Source organism: Armatimonadia bacterium, assembly GCA_039679385.1.
GTDB lineage: Bacteria > Armatimonadota > Zipacnadia > Zipacnadales > JABUFB01 > JAJFTQ01.
Window position 1 is genome coordinate 1 of sequence record JBDKVB010000155.1, and the last position, 20,383, is coordinate 20,383.

The following is a 20,383-nucleotide window of genomic DNA, read 5'->3' on the forward strand; positions in this document are numbered from 1 at the left end:
ACTGACCTGGAGGGACTCTAGGGCGAGGAGGCCGGACGGGGTGGCGAGCAGCGAGTAGCGGTTGCGCTTTGGCCCTTCCCCTCTTGGTAGTGCTGGCTGCGAAGCCTCGCTATGCGCAGCCAACCGGGTGCGGTTGGCTGCACCGGGCCACGACGGTCTCCGCGGCGGACCTCGATGGGTTCGTGCCCCTCCGCTACCTCAGCCCCTCTTGGCGCGGGGAACCCCCGCGGCCTCGTGCGTATCGCTCTCATTCGCCCTCTGGATAGTGCACGTGCCAGTTCAGCTCACTCAGCACGCCCCGGGCTGAGCTTACGAGTGGCTGCGGTCCCTGCACCGAGCTCTCCATCCCGAAGGTCAGCGCCGCGCCAAGAGATGGGGCCACGTAACGCTGCAAGCGGCCGTACCTTCCGCTGCACAGGTGCACGAAAGGTACCTTGAGCTCCCGCTTGAGCAGGACAGTTGTCCGGAACGCCTCGATCACTTCGTCCTCGCTGTCCGCGCGCACAACGATCTTGGGGATATCCGCGCCACGCGACACGAAGTCACTCAGATGCTCGAGGATCTCCTCGCAGGTCAGGAACTCGCTCGGGGCGTGCGAGGACATGACCACCTCGGCGCCCTTCGCGTGAAGGCGGTCGATCAGGCGCTTCTGCTTCTCGATCGCCTGCTTGTCGCGCGTGCGCTCACGGGGGGCCGGATCGTACATATCGCCCATGAGGTCGCAGGCAGCAGCGCCCGCCTCGACGGTCAGCTGCAGCAGCTCCGCACGGGCGTCGTCGTCGATCCTATCGGCGGCGAGGTTGCCGGAGCGGTAGCACAGCGGCATCATCGGCCGTCCCGTGCAGTGGAACACCCTCGAGAGTTCCTCGAGCGTGAGCCTGTCGCGCTCCCAACCTGCCAGGCTCACCGCGAAGGCGTCGGCGCCGTCGTGTTCGCACTTCAGTATGCTGCCGATGGTCGCTTCCGGTGTAGCTCCCTCGATGATGGCTGCGAGATAGGGTGATTGGAGCCGCAAAAAGGATGGTCGCATGAATCCACTCCCTGGGTCTTGAGACTAGAAATCCCACTTGAACTCGGGGTTCTGGCACTTGATCACCTGGATGATCCGGCTGACCTCCAGGGCGTCGGCATTCGCGATGGGGAAGGGCACGCCTTCGCGCAGAGTCCGGTAGAGATGCCGGGCGGTCTCAATCTCGACGTAGACCCACATGTTGGTGTCGGGCTGGACCGTCTGCGTCTCGTCGCGCCACGGCAGGTCCATGTCGCTCCAGTGCCCTCCGTTGAGGGGCGGGGAGTCCACGCTGGCAGTCGCCTCGCTGAACTCGAAACCCGGGTCGAGGTAGCGCAGGCGGAGGTGCTTTTCGTCCTCGCAGACCAGGCTCCCGCGGCTCCCGTAGACAGTGCAGAAGGCGCCTGGCAAGGCCACGTTGTTGCTGATCTCCAGATCGACGACGATGCCGTTCTCGCCAGTCAGGACGACCTTCACGTGGGTCTCCGCATCGGCGATGGTGTTGACGCCCTTCAGGTTGCCCCAAACGTCCTTCACCGGGCCACCGATGAACTGCAGGGCATGGTCGATGATGTGGGAGCCCCAGTTGTTCAACTGGCCGCCGCCGTAGCGGAGGTAGGCCTGCCAGTCGGCCCGGCGAGCGAAGGCATGATGGCGACATAGCTTGACCTCCAGGAGGTCGCCGAGGAGGCCGCTCCTGACGATCCCGAGGATCTGCTGCATGGCCGGCTCGAAGCGGTGATTGTGCAGGAAGAAGAGCTTGCCGGGGTAGTTCCGGTCGGCCTGCCGCAGCTGCTCGATCTCACAAAGGGACATGGCAATGGGCTTCTCGAGCAATACGAACTTGCCGGCGGCGAGGGCCTGCGAGGCATCAGCCACATGCGTCAGTGAACGTGTGGCGATGATCACCAACTCGACGTTGGGGTCGGCCAGCAGGTCTTCGGCCCTGGTATATCCGGCGCAACCATAGTCCGCCACGAAGCCGTCGACCTTCGGCTGTTCGACGTCGCAGGCGCCCACGACCTCGTACATAGCGGTCTGAGCAGCAAAGTGCCTCGCATGAACCGATCCGATGCGCCCGAGCCCCCAGGCTCCCAACCTGATTGCTGACATATTCCCTGACCTGCTCCCCTCTGTGGTCCCACAGCTTGTGTGAGTTCCGGCCGTCATCCCGGCCTCTACGCCTCTGGTTCGCCGTTCGCTGCACACTCCCTCCTGTGGGCCCGGCAGGCTCCTTGCGACCCAGTCCCTCGACCGCAACAGGCCAGGCGGGTTCTCCGAGGTGGAGTACACGATCCCCGAGGAGATAACGCGCGGGAAGAAGAAGGTAAGAGTCAGGTTCAAGGCACATCCGGGCAACACCGGCGGCGGGATATTCGAGTGTGATCTACTGCGGCAGTTGGGGCGGAGTTCAAGGCCACGGTCGCTTCGACGTGCCGAATCGGCACGCTCATCGAGGTTGGTCCGCCCGACGCCGTTCCGTGGATGAAGGAGACCTAACATGCGCTTCGAAGGCGTCCGCGTCGTCGTTACCGGCTCCTCACGCAATACTGGTCTGGGCATCGCCCGGCGGTTCTCAGCCGAAGGTGCACGGGTGGTGGTCAACGGCACCGATGCGACCAAGGTCGCCGCGGCAGTCTCCACCGTGCCCGGGTCGGTGGGCGCCGTCGCCGACCTGAGCACGAAGACCGGCGTCGAGGCGTTGTTTGAGGTGGTTGATCGCGAGTTGGGCGGGGTCGAGGTCCTCGTCAATAACGCCGCGCACCAGGGTCTAGGGCCGACCTTCGTCGAGGTCGAGGATGATCTGTTGGAGGCCGTCGTGGCGACCAACGTACTGGGCTACTACCGCTGTGCCCAGGCTGCCGCGCGGCGCATGATCGGGCAGGGCATCGCCGGCGCCATCGTCAACCTCGGCTCGAACACCGCCGACCGGCCGGTGCGGGCACGCACAGCCTACTGCGCGTCCAAGGGCGCGATTGACGCCATGACGCGGGCCATCGCCGTGGACCTGGCGCCCCACGGGATCCGCGTCAACACCGTGGCGCCGGGCTACATCCTGACCGAGCGCTGGGACTCCCTTGACCCTGAGGTGGCTGCGGGGCGCCGCGAGTTCATCCCGCTCGGTGAGCCGGCGACCAGCGACGACGTCGCCGTGGCCGTCCTGTTCCTGGCCAGCGCTGAGGCGGGCAACATCACCGGTGCGCGCCTGCTGGTGGATGGCGGTGTTTCGGTGCAGTTCGCACCGCCGGGACTGAAGGTCTAGGGGCGCCTGCATGGCGTCCCTGGGAGACGGCCGGCGCACACCGATTGCCGCAGGCATAGGACCGAACAGCCGCGTGGCTTCCTTTGCCTCACGGCCGGCTGCGAATCTCGTAGAGCTGGTAGCCGACCTCGCGGATGCCTGCGACGGTTTCGGGGTAGGGCACGTCGCACACGTCCACTAGGCCGTTCTGCATGTTCTCCCCGTCGAAGCGCCCGCCCGTGGGCTCCTCACCGAACTGATGCCAGTGAGCTCCGACGAGGTTCGGATGGCGCAGCGCCGAGGTGATGTAGGTTACGTAAGCCCTGACGCGTGCGTTCTGGTCTGCGACTTCGATGAGGCTCGGGTCGAAGGGGCCACGGTCGAGGGCGCCGAAGTGGAACTCCCCGACCATCACCGGCTTGTCCACGCCCTCGGGGAGTCGGAACGCGTCCAGGCTGTGCCGGTAGAGGTTGTAGCTGAGCACGTCGCAGTACTTCGCGGCGATCTGGACGGCGGTCTTGGTCGAACCGGCGAAGCGGCAGCCCAGGTACAGCAGGTCCGGCGCGACGGACTTGAACTCGTCGTGGACGTTCCTGAAGTAGGCCTCAGCCAGGACGGCCGAGAACTCGGCACAGTCGTCCCTTGCGCCCGCCGGCGGCTTCTGCTGCGTCTCGAGTAGGGCGTCCCAACCGCTGTAGCTCGCTTGCCAGGCTCGGTTCAGCGCCGCGATGCTCCCGTGTTTCTCGCGGAGGCGACGGACGAACTCCACCTTCGCAGGCTGGGTGGCCGGGGATTGCAGCGTCCACTCCGCCAGCGAGGTCTCCTCCCCCCAACTGACCTCGTTGTCCACGAAGAGGCCGAAGCACCAGGGGTCCGCCAGCTCTTCCCTGCGCTCCAGAAGCTGCCGCCGGAGGGTGAGGCGGAACTCCGGGTGGAAGGGGTCCTTGAACTTCCACCAGCCCAGCCGTGCGCCCTCGATGTCCGGCGCCTTCAGGTCGATACGGTCGCAGTAGGGAGTGCGGTCTTGCAGGCAGATGCTCCTGTCGGAGCTGTTCGCGATGGTGTTCATGCCCCAGCTCCGGAGCCGCTGATGGGCAAGGTCGGAGTAGCGCGCCCGCCAGGCCGGGCCATACTTGCGGAAGGCGTTCGCCGAGGAGAAGTCGTAGGTGCGCTTGATGCCGCGTGCCACGTAGTACGGCCACAGCAGCTCGTCGTGAGTGGTGTAGAACAGGGCAAGCGGCGAGTCGGGCGCGGGCAGGTTGGTGAAGTAGAACTCGCGCCCGTCCAGCGGGGTGACCGACGTCGACGGATTGACGCGCACCGGGCCATGCGACCACCACAGGCAGCCCTCCGGGTCGACCATCCACCACTTGCCGTCAACCTTCTCGACGCGGAACCGGCCGGTCGCCTCTCGCTTCGGCCCTTTAGCCCAGCCGCCGTACTGGTTCCAGTCCTCCGGCCCCGGATGCGCAGCCAGGTCGACGCGCTCCGCCTCGGTCGCCCTCTCCAGGTCGTCGTCCGAGTGCGTCTTGCCGGGCCAGTCCCTGTGTTTGAACTGCCCGTACTCGTCGAGGATCGGGAAGAACTCCTCCGCCGACAGGCGCATCCACGGTGCTACCTCGGGCAACGGCCCCGGGTGCGCGACGATCCGCTTGATGCCCCAACGCCAGTCGAGCTTTGGTTTGTCGATGTATATGGCCAGGCCAACGACCTTCGACGCGTCCAGATCGGGGGCCGCACCTGTGGGCGTGGGGAAGGGGCCGCGTCTCAGACCACGGAGCTTGCTGTTGATATCCCGCGCTGTGGGCAGCCACGTCTGAAGGGCCACGTCGTAGGTCCTCGCATCATGGCCGGAGATTCTGATGCGCTGCACGGAGGTGCCCTGCAGCTTGTCAGGATCGGCGTCCGGGTTGTCAAGCCGCACCGAGAGCGGCAGTTCGCCCTTCTCGTCGAGAAGGACCAGCTCAAGGGTCACACGGTTGCATCCGGTGAGGTCCCACGCACCCTTGATCAGCACGCCGGGACGACCCGTGCCGCCCTTCGTTTCGACGCGCAGAAGGCCGTCCTGAAGGACAACGGCCGCCTGGCACAGGGCGATCACGCACTCAGGCGACATGGTCGCCGCCTCATAGACCACAATCTCACTGGCTGGCGCTGGGGCTTGCGCGTTCATGGGTGTCCCCTTCGATTTCCCGTCCTGATTCCCGTGAGCCTCGGGAACAGAAGGTGATGTCGCGACCGCTTCGGTGCCGCTCCTCGTCAACGGCCTGCCACTACCACCGCGTAGTCATGTGCTGTCGGACCGAGCTCGACGCGGGCCTCCGCCTGCACCGCCAGTTCCTTCACTTTCGTCCGGCTGTCCAGATCCCAGACCTCCAGCTTCCCCGGTCCTGGCGGGCGCACGGTGATCGTTAGCGGACGCGTCTCCCGGGCGCGTACGTTCAGCCTGGGCACACCCGCAAGGTTGCGCACATAGGCAATCAGGACCTGGCTGTCCTTCGACGCGAGATAGGCCGCCTGGAAGCCCGGGCTTACCGTGACCCGTGTCGAGGGAGGGGAGTCCGGAGGGCTGAAGCGGTCGCCCTGCAGAACAACCTGTCCCTTCGCAGGGACGGCGTCGGGCGGGACGAAGGTCAGTGGCACGGCGTGCTCCAGCGACCACCAAGTGTAGCGCGCGAGGTTCGGCAGCTCGAGGTCCGCGGCGGTCACTCGGACTGCGACCGGCGTCGGCGCCGGCTCGAAGGTGCGCCAATCGACCCGCGCTGTGATCTCGGAGAGAATCGCGAACTCCCTGGCATCCGCGATGGCATCCCAGGAAATGCCGCCGGGCGATCCGTTGAGGAAGGAGAGCCACAGGCAATCGCGGGTGATGAGGGCCTTCAGCTCGGGGTAGTCGGCCTCGCGCGTCCGATCGTTCCCCGTCTCACCCAGCAGGCTGACCTTCGGGCCGAGGCGGTCGCACAGCGTCATCAGCGCCGCGTAGTTGCCTAGCTCGCGAGGCGCATCGCCGACCAGCCTGCGGAAGGAGTCGTAGTCCGGGTACGTCGGGTAGGCGTGGTAGTTGAAGAAGTCCACGTCCGCTGCCCGGATCCAGCTCAGCTCCGGGCCAGGCGTGGCCTCGCACGCGCTCGTGGTGATGAGGTGTCGGGGCGATACGCTGCGGATCGTCGCGACGATCTGGTTGGTCCACCGGATGGCCGCGTCGAGGTCGCCGCCCGCCCGGTAGGTCTCGTTCATGACTTCCCAGGCCAGGATGCGTGGGTCGTCCTTGAAGGGCTCCACGACCTCACGCACGTACTGGCGCTGGAGCTTGAGGGCCTCGGGGTTGGTGAACCAGTCTGCCTGCTTCTGTATGAGTGCGTCGTAGGCTGCGATCCCCTGGTAGCCGAAGTTGCGGTAGTGCCCCCACCAGAGGACGGGGATCGCGCGCACGCCCATCGGCCCGATCAGGTCCAGGAGTCGCCGCAGGCGCCCGAGGAGGTACGGGTCGGCATGTCCGCCGGTGTCGCCTCCGATGGACTTCGCATCCACGGTCACCCCGAAGCGCACGCAGTTGACGCCATACGCCGCCAGCATCGCGACCCAGTTGACGATATCCTCGTCGCTGGCGCGGCACCACTGCGCCGGGCCTTGCAGGCGTACAACCACCTCCGGATCCGGGGCGAACAGGCCGATGGTTGCGTAGCCCCAGGGCGTGTACGGCTTTCCGGCACTCGTCTCGAAGCGGCCCTTCGGGCCGAGTCTGATAAGGCCCTCGGCCTCCCACGGCCTCGCCGCAGCATCGTAGACGAGGAAGGGCGCCTCGAAGGTCCGGCCGCCCTCTACCTTCACCGCCCCTCGATATCTGCCCGCAGGCAGTCGGCCGAGATCAGCCCGGTACACCCCGTCTGGTTGCTCGACGCACGGAACCTCACGGCCGGCAACCTTCGCGACCAAGTGCTGCCCGGGCAGCGGAGCGTCCGCTTCGCTCGTGTAGATCAGGTCGAGCATCACACCCGAGTCCACACTGAAGGCAGTCTTCGCCGGCCGCAGGCGCGGCGATCCCAGCGTAGCCGTCAGGGTCTTCGCGAACAGCGTCTCCTCTCCCCGCCGGGCTACGACGCGGACCGGATACCTCCCGCAGAGGAAGCGGCCCCACAGGGTCTCGCTGAGCCACGTACCGTCTGCCTGCCGTGCCAAAGGGATGGGCTCGTCCGCCACATAGGCTTCGACCGTTACTCCCTCCAGCGGCCGGCCGTCGGCGTCCATGACCTGCGCCTCGACCCTTCCGTCCTCCCGGCGCAGACGAGCGTCGGCCGTGCGGTAGTTGTCGAAGCAGTAGGCCTCCACGACGATCCAGTCCTTGCCGTCGTTGTCGACCGTGATTGTGTGCGGGCCGGCACCAACGGGCACGCCATAGTAACCCCGGTAGTCGAGGAGCGCTGTCTCCGTCTCGCCGGGGAAATCGCGTCGCAGGCGTTCCTCACCGTCTACCTTGAGGAGGAGTCGCGAGCCCCCGTAGCCTGACGTCGAAGAGACCTTCACCCCGAACCGGCCTGCTTCCGGGTAGGTCACGGCGAAGGTCACCGGGTTGTGGAGCTCCGGATGGTTGCCGATCCCGTGCAGGTAGACGGGCGGTCGCTTGTCTGGAGGAAGGCCGTGAAGGTTGTCCACCGGAAGGGCGCCAGTCGGCCCACGGGTATCCCAGCCGCCGGTCGGTACCTCCACGAAGTCGAAGAACCGCGTTGGAGGACCCTCGCGCTCAGCAGGCAAAGCTACAAGGTCGTCCAGCAGCACGTCCACGGGCTTGCTGGTGGTGCTCACGTTGAGCTGCACCAGGACGAGCTTGCCGAGGTTGGCGGCCATCGCGCCCTGCGGCTCGAACTCGGCGAAGGGCACCACGAACTGCCGCCAACCGGTGAAGTCGAGTGTCACCGCATGGCGATAGGAGAGCGCCGGCCGCAGTTCGTAGTTCCCGAACATGACATTGAGGCGCTCGCCGGAACCGTCTCCCTTCAGCCAGAAGCTCACCCGGTCGCAGTTGTTGGCGATCCAGTCGGTGGTGCTAATGTTGAGCTGCATGTGGGTCCACGTGTTCGGGCACGGCTGGTAGCTCAGGCGGGCTGCCCCGCGACCGACCTTGGCCTCCGCCGAAGCGGTCATGACGCAGAGCGGTGGCGCTCCGGCGGGCTTGGTGCCCTCGACGAGGTACCACCCCCGAACACCATGCTCGAAGTCGTCAAGGACCTGCAGCTCTGCCGGCCATGCGGCCGACCCAAGCAGGAGCGTGGTCAAGAGCAGGCGGACCATCAGTGCACCTCCCAGGTGTCACCTTCAGCCGCAACGTCTGGCGACGGATCGGCTGATCGACCCTTCGATACACCCCATCGCTTGTCCTTCCCGAAGCCCTGTCCCTATCGCGAACTCCCTCGCGACAGACTGGTCTCGAGGTGCTTGAGGCCGACGCCGGCGAGTACCTCGGCTTCGCGCGGATCATCGCGTCGGACAAGGCGCGTCACATCGTGAGAGCCACAACCCGGAGGAACCAGCGAGGTGCAGTCGGCGGCTGCAGCGAAGATATAAGGCCTTGGCCCCTGGGTCGTCGCACGGAACACATACTGCGCCAGACACAGGACAGGAGAGAACTGATGAAGATCGGAATCCGGGACGGATGTCTGCAGCAGCCGTGGCCGGCGGCTCGCACGCCCAGCGGTTAGCCAGCAAGGGTGGTGCGGTGAAGGGGAGCCGAAGAGGCTGCCCCCCATGGCTTGCCCGATCGCGGCCCGGAAGGCTGCCGCCGGCAGCAACGGTGTTGTGCCTTCTGAAGGTCCGTGTTGCCCCGTAGGGCTCGTGCCTGGAATTTGGAGGGCAGCAGAGGGGTGCCGCGAAACCGGCGGCATCCCCTGACTGCTGAGACTGCCTTGCCCCTGGAGGATCGCTGGTGACTGACGCGTCTGACGTGGCACGCATCCTCGTCTCACACGCAGTGGCTTCCCGCGGGCACCAGGTAGCCATCGTACTCGTCTACGGGTCCAGGGCTTCCGGCCACCACTCCCCTGACTCCGACCTGGACATCTGCTATATCCCCGATGGCGACGGGGCGGCCGACCTTTCCAGCCAGTTCGTGCTGGATGGCTTGCCCTATGACTTCTGGCCGCTGTCCTGGGCCTCCGCTGAGGCCATCGCGAACGGTCTGCCCGACCGCCCGTGGGCCTTCGCGGCCTCGCTGATCGCCGGTGCGAAGGTACTGTATCACCGCTCGCAGGTCGACCTCGACCGGTTCGTTGCACTGCAGGACCGCATTGACGAGCTCACCCGTCCCGAAAGCTACGCCTACATGGTGGCAGGTGCCCTGAGGCAGTTCCCGGGGATGCTGGCGGAGCTCGGGAGGCTGCGGCTCGCCCACAGAAGTGGCGACGAGAGGGGGAGGTATGCTGCCGGCTGGCGACTGGTCGGCGGAGCCCTTGACTGCCTCGCCCGCCTTAACCAGACCTACTTCACGGGCGGCCTGGGGAAGTGCCTGCCACAGGTTCTTGCGATGGAGCACAGGCCGGAGGGGCTGGAGACGATGCTGCGTGGGATCACTAACCCGGTGAGCGGAGGGAAGGTACTGGAACACGCTGAGTGTCTGGCCGCAGCGGTTCGGTCTGCACTGCTGGTGGCCCAGGCTCTGACCGCGAGTCCTGTCGCCCCGAGGGAGGTCTTCGCCGACTTCTACTTCTATGTGGTAGAGTGGGTAGGCAAGATCCGACGCGCCTGCGAGTGCGGTGATGTCTGGGCTGCGGGCGCCGCCGCCTGGGGGCTGGAGGGGGAACTGGCTTCCATGCTGAGTAGGGCGCGACAGGGCCTGGGCGATGGCGACTTCAACCTGCTGGGCGACTACCGCCTCTCCTATGCAGAGGCGCAGCTACCGGACCTGGTAGGGCCTGCGGCCACAGGTGATCTGGAGCTCCTCGCTAGACGCGCAGGCGAGTTGCAGGCGACTTTCGGCAAATGGTTGGAAAGCCAGTCGGTGCCTCTCGGAGTGCTACGAGGCGAGGAGGAACTGAAGCGGTTTCTGGCGTCGAGACTGGCGCCCTAGCCCGAAGAGCGCGGGCCGCCGTCTCCTGAAGGAACCTTTGCAGTACCTGGAGAAGTCCTGCCCGTCACCTATGGAGGCAGTGTCTTGACATCAAGCAGGGCGTGAGCCCGTGGCTTTTCCTCGGTCTACCACTAGGCGTCGGCCTAGAGCAAGAGGCCGAAGCTGGATCATCTACCGCGCCGGACACAGGACAGGAGCGAACTGATGAAGATCGGAATCCGGGACGGATGTCTGCAGCAGCCGTGGCCGGCGGCCTTCGAGATGGCCGCACGGGTTGGTTTCGACGGCCTCGAACTGGACCTGGGGGCGGACTACGAAGGGACCTTGCTGTGGAGTGCCGAGGGACGCCGCAAGCTCCATGGTATCATCGAGGCTTCCGGCATCGAGCTTGCCAGCTTCTGCGCGGGTGTCTGCTGGACGTACAGCCCCGCCTCCGATGACCCGGCCATCCGCGGGCGCATCCGGGATATGCTGGTGACCACCTGCGGCTACTGTGCGGAGTTCGGCGTCAAGTGGATTCTGGTGCCGGTCACTCCCGGCGGGGAGGGTGTCACGCACGAGACGGGTACGCAGCGTTGGATTGAGATGATGGCTGAGATCGCTCCAGTCGCGGCCGAGCATGGTGTCGCGCTGTGCCTGGAGAACGTGGGCCGAGGCTACGGCAAATCGGCCGCAGAACTGGCCAACATGACCGACACCGTGGCATCGCCGGGGCTGAAGGTCTACTACGATGTGGGGAATGCCCTGGCCTTTGGCAACGACCCTGTTGCGGAGATCAAGTTCCTGGGCGACCGCATCGGCGAGGTGCATATCAAGGAGCGGGGTGCGGACCTGCTGGGCGAAGGCGAGGTGCCCATTCCCGGGTGTCTTGCAGCCCTGCGTGACCTTGGTTACGACGACTGGCTGGTGCTGGAGACGGCAGCGACGTCCGACCCTGAGGCGGCTGCGCGACACAACCTCGGGTACCTGCGGAAGCTGCTGGGGTAGTCGTTGGCGCGGCGTGAAGAGGACAGGGTCAGCGTCTGACTTGAGCCCCCGTGACTGAAGGGTTCGCACAACAGCCACGGGGGCTGCGATAGGTTAGAAGGGTCCCAGCTTCTCCGGCTTGTTCACGGCTCGGCACATGCGCTCGTAGAGCGTGCAGTAGTTGGCCACGTTGGTTCCGGGCGGAATGATCTCGTCGACCCTCGCCGAGTCCTCCGCCGTCAGCTCCAGGTCGCAGGAGCGGACCGAAGCCTGCCACTGCTCAAGCGTGCGCGGGCCGGCGATGGGCGCGGTGATACCGGGGCGCTGCATCAACCAGGCCTGCGCGAACTCCGCCAGCGTCACGCCGTGGGCCTCCGCCAGCGGCATGAGCTGCTCCACAAGGTCCATGGTCTTCTCTGTGTAGCGCTGGTGGCCGTCGCGCTGCCCCAGGGTGTGGAACTTGTGTCCTTCGGGCGCAGGCTGGTCCTTGCGGTAGACGCCGCTCAGAACCCCGCCTGCCAGTGGACCGAAGGGTACAAGGCCGATCCCGTAGCGCTGGCAGGTCCAGACCAGCTCCAGCTCGACGCGCCGGTCGGTCAGGTTGTAGGGCGGCTGCTCAGCGATGAACCGCGGCAGGTGATAGCGGTCACTCAGGGCCAGGCCCTCCATGATCAGCGGCACCGGCCACTTGGAGGTCCCCACGTAGAGGATCTTGCCCTGCTTCACCAGGATATCAAGGGTGTCGAGGATCTCCACCACGGGCGTGTCGATGTCGGTGATGTGCAGGTAGTAGAGGTCGATGCGGTCAGTCTGCAGACGCCGCAGGCTCGCCTCAACCGCCCGGGTGAGGTGGTAGCGGCTCGCACCGTGGTCGTTGGTGCCCTTGCCCATCGTCGCCACACCCTTGGTGGCGAGCACCACGTCATCGCGGTGTCCGTTGGCGGCCAGGGCGCGCCCCACGAACTCCTCCGACACTCCCCGCGCATAGACATCTGCTGTATCGATGAAGTTGATGCCACTGTCGATGGCGTCGTCGACGATGCGGTGCGCTTCGGACTCCTCTGTGCCGGCACCGAAGTTCATGGTTCCCAGGCAAAGCTTCGATACTCGGACCCCACTGGCGCCAAGCTGTCGGTACTCCATACGGCACCTCCGTCTCTCGATCTGTGGACTATCGCTGCCTCAAGGGCGCGGCGAGATACTTTGCGCCTTCGCTGCTGGACCACGATATCCCTCCCTGTGGCGGTTGCGGGTGCCGTTAGCCGCTGCGCGGGTGCGGCCGCAGAGGAGGCAGCGACCGAAGAGGAAGTCATGAGAGACAGGTGCTTGTGTTCACCACAGATTCGCCACGGCGGGGACTTCGGCACGCGGCGTGAGGGAGATCGCGTTCCTGGTACAGGCGCTGCGGCAAATGCCGCAGCCGTAACATGCCCGTTGCTCGACAAAGGCCTTCTTGTCAGCCGCGCTGTAGCCGAGGGCTCCGAACTGGCAGAGCCTCATACAGGATCGGCAGCCGGTGCAGAGGTCCGGGTCTACGCTCGCGACGTACTCCCCGCGGAACATCACCTTCAGGTCGTGGCCCAGAACGGACCTCATCGCCAGGCAGTCGCGGCGGTCGCAGTTACAGAGCCCGCCGGTGAAGGGTGCGACGAAGGTCCAGACCGTGTGACACAGGCCTTCCTTCTCGTGCTCGGCGAAGGCAGCCACGGCCTCTTCCGCAGTCAGTTGGTCGAACCGGCTGACGTCGGGACCGCCGAGGAAGCTCCTGTCGAGGCCCTGCACGAGGCCGATCATACCGCCGCCGCTCGGGGACATCGAGATCCCGTAGCAGTATCCAACTTCGCGGTGCAGCGTGGCATGGCGGCAGATGCATGGGACACGGACGATCGAGCCGACGAAGCCGAAGACCTCCGTGACGTCCTCAAGGGGAAGCACCTGGCCGAAGTGGTCGCGCTTCATCCGGCGCACGATGAGGGGCCTGAGCATGCGCTGCACGAAGGCCGGCGCCGCGCTGAGCTTCTCCAGTTGCGGTGTGGGATCCTCATCCGCGCCCTCGGCGAAGAACTCGGTGATGAACTTGCGGCGGTGCAGATCACTGAGCAGGTCGTCAGCGTAGTTGGCCGCATTGAGGTACCACTTCTTGCCGTCGCCGTGCTGGTGGCAGAACTGACACATGATCGCGTTCCTCCACGTCCACAGTATCGCCCGGTCAGGCCGTACAAGCAGCTAATTCGACGCGGAGCATCCACCGCCTGCTTCGGCGACAGCAGGGCGATGCTCGCTTGCTGTGGAAAGGAACCCTCCAAGGTACCCGTGAGACGGGCTTTCTGGGCCGTCAAGGGAGGGCGAAGTGGACACCTATCAGGAGCCGAGTCGCACCTTGCCCGTGCGGGAGTTTGATGTTGTGGTGGCCGGAGGCGGAACGGCCGGAGTCGCGGCCGCCCTCGCCGCTGCCCGTCAAGGGGTCGTTGTGGCGCTGATCGAGGTCAAAGGCTATCCCGGCGGCACGGTGGTCGAGGGTGGAACGGCGCTACACAGCTTCTTCAACCTGTGGAAGGCCTTCCCCGGGGCTGAGAAGCGCCAGGTGGTCAAGGGCATCCCTCAGGAGATCGTCGACCGGCTGATGGACCGGGGCGCCTGCAGTGGGCATGCCGAGATGAGCGTCGGCTACGACTACGACTCGGTTTGCACCGCGATCGACACCGAGCTGTATAAGCTCGTGGTCTTCGAGATGCTCGTGGAGGCCGGCGTGCAGGTCTTCGTCAACACGCTCCTCGTCGATGCCATCGTGGAGGGCGACCGGCTGACGGGTGTGATCGTAGAGAGCCGCTCGGGACGCGAAGCCTGGGTGGCCCAGGCCTTTGTTGACTGCACCGGCTACGGCGATCTGGCTGCTCGCGCCGGGGCGCGGTACGACGAGCCGAAGGACTACGCGGTCGCCAACAGCATCGGCATCGGTGGAGTGGAGGTCGAGGGGTACCATCGTTTCCTTGTCGAGAACGAGGCTCTCCAGGAGCGCGCTGAGGGCCGCCGATCAGGGCAGGAGGGGCTGATCGTCCGGCTCAACGGCAGGATGGCGAAGCTGCCTGCCGAGTTTGCTGAGAAGGCTCGGGCGATCGGGATGTCAACGGTCACGACCACGGTTCACGACGGGTACTTCATGTTCATCAAGCTGAACCTGACGCTGCCGGTCAGCCCTACGGATCGCGATGCCGTGGCGAAGGCCGAGCTCGAGCTGCGGCGGCGACAGGAGCAGGCGGTCGCGCTGTTCCGGCAGTACGTGCCCGGGTGCGAGAAGGCCTTCATCGCTCGCACCAGCCCCTCACTCTGCATCCGCCGTGGCAGGCGCATCGTCTGCGACTACGACCTTAGCCTCGACGACGTCCTACAGGGCCGCCACTTCGAGGACGATATCATGGCCTACGGGTTCCATGATTCGGCGCCCAGGCTCCAGATCAGGGACGGCGGGACCTATGGCGTGCCCTACCGCGCGCTGTTGCCGGTGGGTCTGGGCAATCTGCTTGTCGCCGGTATGATGATCACGTCCGACCACGAGGCACACATGTCGACCCGCAACACAGTCTGCTGTATGGGCCAGGGGCAGGCAGCCGGTACCGCCGCCGCCCTGTGCTCGAAGCAGGCTTGCTCTGCCCGCGAGCTGCCCTACCCGGAGCTGCGGGAGGTACTGGAGCGCGACGGCGTGTACTTCGAGTAGTGCCGCCGGAGAGGCTGGTTGCCCGGCGGCTTGCAGGAAGAGTGCTCGTGTGCCCCAGGTGACTTTGGACACGAGCGTCGGCACTACACAACCAGGAGGGGTCTGGATGAAGCGTCTTGCGCTGCTGCTGTGTGTCGCCGCGGTTACCCTTGCCGCCCATGCGGACCAGTCTGTCTCGCACAAGCCGATCAGTGTGTACCTGGAGGGCGAGCTGGTCCACTACTACTCGCAGTTGCTGGACCCGAGCACCCCGATCACCGCCGGGATGGTCGTGGACGGCAAGCCGATGGTCTCTCAGAGGTTCCTGTCAGACCGGCTGCATGTTCCGTCCGAGACCTACCTGCTCAAGCGCTGGGGCGTGTTCAAGCTGGGTGAGTACGCGTTCAAGCTGGGCAGCAACCTGGTGATCCGCGAGGTCGCGATGTTCGGAGGAGGCGCCTGGACGGAGCGGGCGATGCCCCTGCCGCCGCTGATTCTGCGCGACGGAGAGTGCGAGCGGCTGTACGTGCCTGCGATTCCGGTTCTGGGCACGCTCGGCCATGCAACGGAGTGGAAGCCGACCGAGAAGGCTCTGTACCTCCGCACCGGCCAGGCCACGCCCCAGGAGCGGAGCTTCCTGTACTGACAAGTGCAAGGCCCCGTTGAGAGCGCAACTGGCACCGCCCGCGGGGCCGACACTGTGAGCGGAAGGTGCGAGAACCCGCGAGGGGAATAGGGGGGCTGGCGGTTCGAGTCGGAAGCGGCGTACCTCTCGCGGAGGAGAGAGACTTGCGCAACAACGACCGTCGCAGCACCTCGGCGCCCGAGAAGCAGCACCCCTCCGGACAGCCGCTGACGATCCGAGCGGTGCTTGTCGGGCTGCTCTGCGTGGCCTTCCTGACTGCGGCGACGGCCTACACCGACGGGTTCATGGCCGCCTCCGAGCTTGGTGGCTGCCACTTCCCTCTTGGCCCTGTACTGGGGCTGCTGGTCGTTGTCCTCCCCCTGAGTTGGCTGACGGGGGTGCTGCGGAGGCGGGCACAGTGGTCGAGTGGCGAGAAGCTCTACGCCATGTCGATGATGGCCGTGACCGCCGGGCTGCCCACCTTCGGCCTGGCGCTGTACCTGTTTCCCGTCATGACGGCGCCCTACTACATGGCCTCGGTGGAGAACAAGTGGGAAGAGGCCTTCTTCGGCTTCATCCCCAAGTGGATGACACCGGCCGCGGACAGCACCGCGGTCCGCTGGTTCTACGATGGCGCACCGCCGGGGCAGGCGATCCCCTGGGGCCAGTGGACTGTGCCGCTCCTGGCCTGGAGCCTGCTAGCCGCCGCCATGTACCTTACGATGTTCTGCCTGGGCAGCATCATCCGCCGGCAGTGGATCGAGAAGGAGAACCTGGTCTTTCCGCTGGTAGAGCTGCCGCTGGAGATGGTGCTGCCTCAGCGTCACAGCATCTCGTCGGTGGAGTTCTTGCGTAACCGAGGCGTCTGGATCGGCTTCGCGATCCCCTTCTTCATCCACAACCTGCAGGCCCTACGCCTCTACTTCCCTGCCATCCCTGTGGTGAATCTCCAGAACATACCGCTCTTCGCGAGTCTCACCGGCATCCCCTGGCGCCAGCTCTCCTCGAGGGTCTACATCCACTTCTCGGTGATCGGGTTCGCCTACTTCCTCACCGCCGAGGTTTCACTGTCTCTGTGGTTGTTCTGGTGGTTCGGGCGCGTGCAGCATGTCGTCGCCGACGCGATCGGCCGGAACCCGCAACTGACGCGCCTGGATGACAACCAGTACCAGGGCGCTTTCCTGGCGATCGTCATCTACGGGGTCTGGGTGGCACGAGGCCACCTAAAGGACCTGTGGCGGCAGTTCTGGTCCGGTAGCAGTGAAGGGGACACCGGTCGCAGGCCGGAGGCGATGTCGGTGCGCGCCGAGCTCGGCGGTCTGGTCGCCGGGTCAGTGCTCATCGTCCTATGGCTGACGGTAGCGGGGATGTCGACCGCCTACGCGGTGGCGACCTTGCTCATCTTCCTGGTGATCTGCTGGGGTATGTCGCGGCTGGTCGTGGAGAGCGGCATCCTGTTCGCCAAGGCCACGCAGATGCGGCCCAGCCTTATACTTGAGGCCCTGGTAGGAGCACCCGCGGTACCTGCCCGCAGCCTGACCGTGCTCAGCTTCGTGGAGTACGTGTTCATGTATGACCTCAAGAGCTTTCTGATGCCCCAGGTCATGCACGCCCACAAGATGGCCGACGAGGCCAAGATGGACCGTCGGCATCTGTACCTCGCCATGGCTGCGGCGGTGCTGGTCTCTGTACTGGTAGCCTACTGGGCGTCGCTGCAAGTGGCCTACACCAAGGGCGCTTTGGCCATGCACCCGTGGTTCTTCCTCAGCGGTCCCCGGGCCAACTCAGAGCGGCTCAGGTCTCTCATCATGTCGCCCGAGCCCTGGGACCTGAGCAGGACTGTGGCCATGCTTGCCGGCGGAGCCTTCACCTACCTGCTCATCAAGATGCGCCAGCAGTTCATCTGGTTCCCGGTGCATCCTATTGGCTATGTGGTGGGCAATGGCTTTGAGGCCTCCCGCATGTGGTTCCCCTTCCTGATCGGTTGGCTTGCCAAGAGTCTGGTTGGGCGGTACGGCTCGGTGCAGCTCTACCGCTCGCTGCGCGCACCCTTCCTGGGGCTAGTGCTGGGCGAGTACAGTGCGGCGGGTCTTTGGCTGCTCATCGACGCCCTCGTCGGCCGCGTCGGGCACCGCATCTTCCCCTGACATCTGCCCGGTTCCACTCCGTCACTACCGCAGCTTGAGGAGCGCTCCCTGCCCGGCAGTGAGCCAGAGCGCGTTGCCCTCCTCCATCTGAAGCTCCGAGCCATCCTCTGCCGAGATGACCGTCGCTCCCTGGTGGCCCGTCTGCAGGTCAAGGGCGATCTTGGAGGACTTCTGGAGGCTCAGGTTCACCACCATGACATAGGCCGTGCCCTCCGGCGAGACGAACTCACCTATCATCGCGGGTGCATCGCTCTTGAGGGCGCTGACGAACTCCCCGGGCAGCACGGGCGCCGACTCCATCGGTGCAGGCGCCGTGAAGTACACGCCCTTCGACTCCAGGCCCGTCATGATCGGGCCCAGGGTCTTCACCTGACGGTTCACCATCTGCAGATACTGATAGGTCATGGTGCGATTCCCCTGCTTGTCGATGGCGGCGTAGCCATAGCCCCTTGAGCTGTAGGTGTACCAGGTGACGCCTCGTCCCCCGGCAGCGAGGGTTGTGTAGGCCTGCAAGGCCAGATTCGCCGGAGAGGGGATCGTGGTCTTGGCCCGAACCTGGTTGCCGGACACGATGTTCCAGAAGGGAAGGCCGTACTTGCGTGCGACCGCTCGGACCTCCATGAGGTCCGTGAAGTACCTGGCCGCGGGACCTGGCACCGTCAGGTCCATCGAGTACTGGACCATGTAGTCGTCGTAGCTGATGACCTGGGGTCTCACCTCGGTGACGAACCGCTCGAGATACTCGTGGAAGCTCGGGGTCTGGAGTTGTGAGGTATCAGGGGCCCCGATGGTGGCGTAGCCCGGATAGAGGTTGATGTAGGCGAGCTTGCCCGGGGCGTACTTCTTGACCGCAGCGACGCCGACTGCGAGCTTCGCAAACATGCCGGCGCCGGGCTCATCGACCAGGTAGTAGCCCAGAATGGCTTCACTGTTACCGGCATCCGCGACGGCCTGCTTGAAGAAGGCGTCGATCTCCTCGTCGGACAGTTGCTTCCACTCGTCGCGGCTCAGCGGGCCCCGGTTGGCGGTGCCATAGACGAGCGCCTTCAGCCCGTTGGCCTCACACGCGGGCAGGTCAGCGGGCTTCACGAATCCGGCCATGGTGAAGTTGCACTCGGCGATTCCGGCGGCTACCTTGATCGCGTCGACCGCGCCGTCGTGTCCTAGAAGGGGCTCCCACGGCAGGATCGGGAAGAAGTCCATCGGCGTCTGGAGGGGCTGAAGCTCGGGCATGGCGGCAGCAGTCCTTTCCGCGGCATCATCATCGGCCGCAAGGGCGAAAGCCATCGGGATCAGAAGGACCAGGAACAGGGGGACGACCCAGAGCAGACCAGGCAGGCATCTCATCGCGCTATTACCCTCCGTCGTGTCGGCAGTGAAGCGACGTCACCCTTCGACAGCGGTCTGCTATCTCCTGCCTCACCGGTCGGGGAGAGAGAGCCAGGCGAACAGAGGTTGGCGACGGAGTGGAGGAGGACTGGGCCGAGTGGGGAAGTCGGCGGTGCTGTCGTTAGCCGCTCCGAAGGAGTTGATGCTCCGTGTCCGCGGAAGCCTGCTCGCCCAACCTGGCCGCGACGCTCGGTGAGGAAGCCATCGTCTTACGACCGCACCACCTGCTCTGCCTCTTTTGTCTGAAGGGGGGCGGCGATCCGCCCGACCGGCGCGAGTGGCAGCTTGACGAGGCGCTGGCGAAGATCGCTGCCGACCGCAGTCTGCTGGTCACCCTCAAGACGGCCTTCAACTGCATGGGCGGCCCGAGCAACCAGCCGACGCAGTACGATCCTGCGACCCGCCGCAAGGACCTGCAGGTTCTGCAGCAGTTGTGCCTGGCCCCGGGTGACACGCGTCCGGCCAAGTGGCTTCTGCAGGACTGTGTGCCCAAGTACCTGCCCAGCCTGGCGGGCATTTGCGATCTTGGCGGAGAGACCGGCCCGGCCTGGAAGGAGTGCCCGGTCGCCCATGGCGGGGCCTACGAGAGCGGGCTGAAGCAGGGCGTCATCCCCCTGCGCAGTGAGGCCGAGATGCAAGAGGCCAAGCGGCGTTCCTGCGAGGAGATCGCCACGGGCACGCGGCTGCGCCTTCGGCCCCACCACTTGCTATGCATCCTGTGCTTCTGGGGCAGTGGGACCGATGCGCCCGTACAGGGCGACAACCTCTGGGAGCCGCTGATCCGCATGCGTGACAACCCGGAGATCGAGGTGGAACTGGTGGAGGGTGCCTGTCAGGTCTGCCCGCCCTGCCACGTCTATGATCCCAGGCGTGACATCTGTGATGGCGCCTGCGGCCTGCGCGACCGGCTCAAGGACCTCAACACCTTCCAGCGGCTGGGTCTTGCTCCGGGCGATGTGCGCACGGCGCGGGAACTGTATGACCTGATCTGGGAGCGCATCACCGATATCCGTGAGATCTGCGGCAACATGAACCCGACGGTGTTGGAGTGGCAGGATTGCGGAGGCATCAGTGGCGGTCGATACGACCAGGCGCGGACACGGGGCAGGTTCTGTGTCTGAGTGCAGCGCCTGCCTGCGGTTGCCGGCGGCGAAGAAGGGAGCGCGAGCGGCGTCAGGGAATAAGCTCCGATAGGCTTCCCTGTGCTCGCTGGTGCGTGCGGAATCCGCTCTACCGGGGAAGTCGCCACGA

General features: G+C 65.6%; 14 protein-coding genes. 7 read left to right on the forward strand and 7 right to left on the reverse strand.

Annotation, left to right across the window (positions count from 1 at the left end; all coding sequences use genetic code 11):
• Positions 1 to 247: 247 nt before the first annotated feature.
• Entirely contained in the window at positions 248 to 1,030 is a 783-nt protein-coding gene (locus ABFE16_18010; GenBank protein MEN6347198.1) for a type I 3-dehydroquinate dehydratase, read from the reverse strand.
• A 24-nt stretch (positions 1,031 to 1,054) separates the two neighbouring features.
• Positions 1,055 to 2,122, reverse strand: a complete 1,068-nt coding sequence (locus ABFE16_18015; GenBank protein ID MEN6347199.1) for a Gfo/Idh/MocA family oxidoreductase — start codon at positions 2,120 to 2,122, stop codon at positions 1,055 to 1,057.
• 388 nt (positions 2,123 to 2,510) lie between these two features.
• On the opposite strand from ABFE16_18015, the gene ABFE16_18020 reads away from it, so the two are divergent.
• Complete coding sequence (locus tag ABFE16_18020; protein ID MEN6347200.1) at positions 2,511 to 3,272, forward strand: SDR family oxidoreductase; 762 nt, start codon at positions 2,511 to 2,513, stop codon at positions 3,270 to 3,272.
• A gap of 88 nt (positions 3,273 to 3,360) precedes the next feature.
• Here ABFE16_18020 and ABFE16_18025 read toward each other — a convergent pair whose 3' ends face one another.
• Together ABFE16_18025 and ABFE16_18030 are read right to left on the reverse strand one after the other, a co-directional pair.
• Positions 3,361 to 5,424: a beta-agarase gene (locus ABFE16_18025; protein MEN6347201.1), complete on the reverse strand. Its 2,064-nt coding sequence runs from the start codon at positions 5,422 to 5,424 to the stop codon at positions 3,361 to 3,363.
• An 86-nt stretch (positions 5,425 to 5,510) separates the two neighbouring features.
• Positions 5,511 to 8,540, reverse strand: a complete 3,030-nt coding sequence (locus tag ABFE16_18030; protein ID MEN6347202.1) for a carbohydrate binding domain-containing protein — start codon at positions 8,538 to 8,540, stop codon at positions 5,511 to 5,513.
• A gap of 631 nt (positions 8,541 to 9,171) precedes the next feature.
• Here ABFE16_18030 and ABFE16_18035 point away from each other — a divergent pair.
• Entirely contained in the window at positions 9,172 to 10,311 is a 1,140-nt protein-coding gene (locus ABFE16_18035; GenBank protein ID MEN6347203.1) for a nucleotidyltransferase domain-containing protein, read from the forward strand.
• A gap of 204 nt (positions 10,312 to 10,515) precedes the next feature.
• Positions 10,516 to 11,298, forward strand: a complete 783-nt coding sequence (locus ABFE16_18040) for a sugar phosphate isomerase/epimerase family protein (protein MEN6347204.1) — start codon at positions 10,516 to 10,518, stop codon at positions 11,296 to 11,298.
• Positions 11,299 to 11,391: 93 nt separating this feature from the next.
• On the opposite strand, the gene ABFE16_18045 is transcribed toward ABFE16_18040, so the two are convergent.
• Positions 11,392 to 12,420, reverse strand: coding sequence for an aldo/keto reductase (locus tag ABFE16_18045; GenBank protein ID MEN6347205.1), 1,029 nt, complete (start codon positions 12,418 to 12,420; stop codon positions 11,392 to 11,394).
• A 189-nt stretch (positions 12,421 to 12,609) separates the two neighbouring features.
• Positions 12,610 to 13,452, reverse strand: a complete 843-nt coding sequence (locus ABFE16_18050) for a 4Fe-4S binding protein (protein ID MEN6347206.1) — start codon at positions 13,450 to 13,452, stop codon at positions 12,610 to 12,612.
• Between the two features lie 175 nt (positions 13,453 to 13,627).
• On the opposite strand from ABFE16_18050, the gene ABFE16_18055 reads away from it, so the two are divergent.
• The 3 genes from ABFE16_18055 to ABFE16_18065 all read left to right on the forward strand — a co-directional run bounded on the left by ABFE16_18055 (position 13,628) and on the right by ABFE16_18065 (position 17,743).
• Positions 13,628 to 14,992 carry an FAD-dependent oxidoreductase gene (locus ABFE16_18055; GenBank protein ID MEN6347207.1) on the forward strand — a complete coding sequence of 455 codons (1,365 nt, stop codon included), beginning with the start codon at positions 13,628 to 13,630 and terminating at the stop codon, positions 14,990 to 14,992.
• A gap of 106 nt (positions 14,993 to 15,098) precedes the next feature.
• Positions 15,099 to 15,617: a hypothetical protein gene (locus tag ABFE16_18060; GenBank protein ID MEN6347208.1), complete on the forward strand. Its 519-nt coding sequence runs from the start codon at positions 15,099 to 15,101 to the stop codon at positions 15,615 to 15,617.
• Between the two features lie 143 nt (positions 15,618 to 15,760).
• Positions 15,761 to 17,743, forward strand: a complete 1,983-nt coding sequence (locus ABFE16_18065; GenBank protein MEN6347209.1) for a DUF6785 family protein — start codon at positions 15,761 to 15,763, stop codon at positions 17,741 to 17,743.
• A 24-nt stretch (positions 17,744 to 17,767) separates the two neighbouring features.
• Here the strand turns inward: ABFE16_18065 and ABFE16_18070 are convergent, their stop codons facing one another.
• Positions 17,768 to 19,090: a hypothetical protein gene (locus tag ABFE16_18070; GenBank protein MEN6347210.1), complete on the reverse strand. Its 1,323-nt coding sequence runs from the start codon at positions 19,088 to 19,090 to the stop codon at positions 17,768 to 17,770.
• A 191-nt stretch (positions 19,091 to 19,281) separates the two neighbouring features.
• On the opposite strand from ABFE16_18070, the gene ABFE16_18075 reads away from it, so the two are divergent.
• The gene (locus tag ABFE16_18075; protein MEN6347211.1) at positions 19,282 to 20,253 is read left to right on the forward strand and encodes a hypothetical protein; all 972 of its coding nucleotides are present in this window, start codon (positions 19,282 to 19,284) and stop codon (positions 20,251 to 20,253) included.
• The last annotated feature ends 130 nt before the right edge of the window (positions 20,254 to 20,383 follow it).

Bases quoted from the DNA above. Each gene is read 5' to 3' on its own strand.
- ABFE16_18050 (MEN6347206.1), bottom strand. From the start codon at position 13,452: ATGTGTCAGTTCTGCCACCAGCACGGCGACGGCAAGAAGTGGTACCTC.
- ABFE16_18025 (MEN6347201.1), bottom strand. From the start codon at position 5,424: ATGAACGCGCAAGCCCCAGCGCCAGCCAGTGAGATTGTGGTCTATGAG.
- ABFE16_18070 (MEN6347210.1), bottom strand. From the start codon at position 19,090: ATGAGATGCCTGCCTGGTCTGCTCTGGGTCGTCCCCCTGTTCCTGGTC.
- ABFE16_18010 (MEN6347198.1), bottom strand. From the start codon at position 1,030: ATGCGACCATCCTTTTTGCGGCTCCAATCACCCTATCTCGCAGCCATC.
- ABFE16_18015 (MEN6347199.1), bottom strand. From the start codon at position 2,122: ATGTCAGCAATCAGGTTGGGAGCCTGGGGGCTCGGGCGCATCGGATCG.
- ABFE16_18020 (MEN6347200.1), top strand. From the start codon at position 2,511: ATGCGCTTCGAAGGCGTCCGCGTCGTCGTTACCGGCTCCTCACGCAAT.
- ABFE16_18040 (MEN6347204.1), top strand. From the start codon at position 10,516: ATGAAGATCGGAATCCGGGACGGATGTCTGCAGCAGCCGTGGCCGGCG.
- ABFE16_18060 (MEN6347208.1), top strand. From the start codon at position 15,099: ATGAAGCGTCTTGCGCTGCTGCTGTGTGTCGCCGCGGTTACCCTTGCC.
- ABFE16_18030 (MEN6347202.1), bottom strand. From the start codon at position 8,540: ATGGTCCGCCTGCTCTTGACCACGCTCCTGCTTGGGTCGGCCGCATGG.
- ABFE16_18045 (MEN6347205.1), bottom strand. From the start codon at position 12,420: ATGGAGTACCGACAGCTTGGCGCCAGTGGGGTCCGAGTATCGAAGCTT.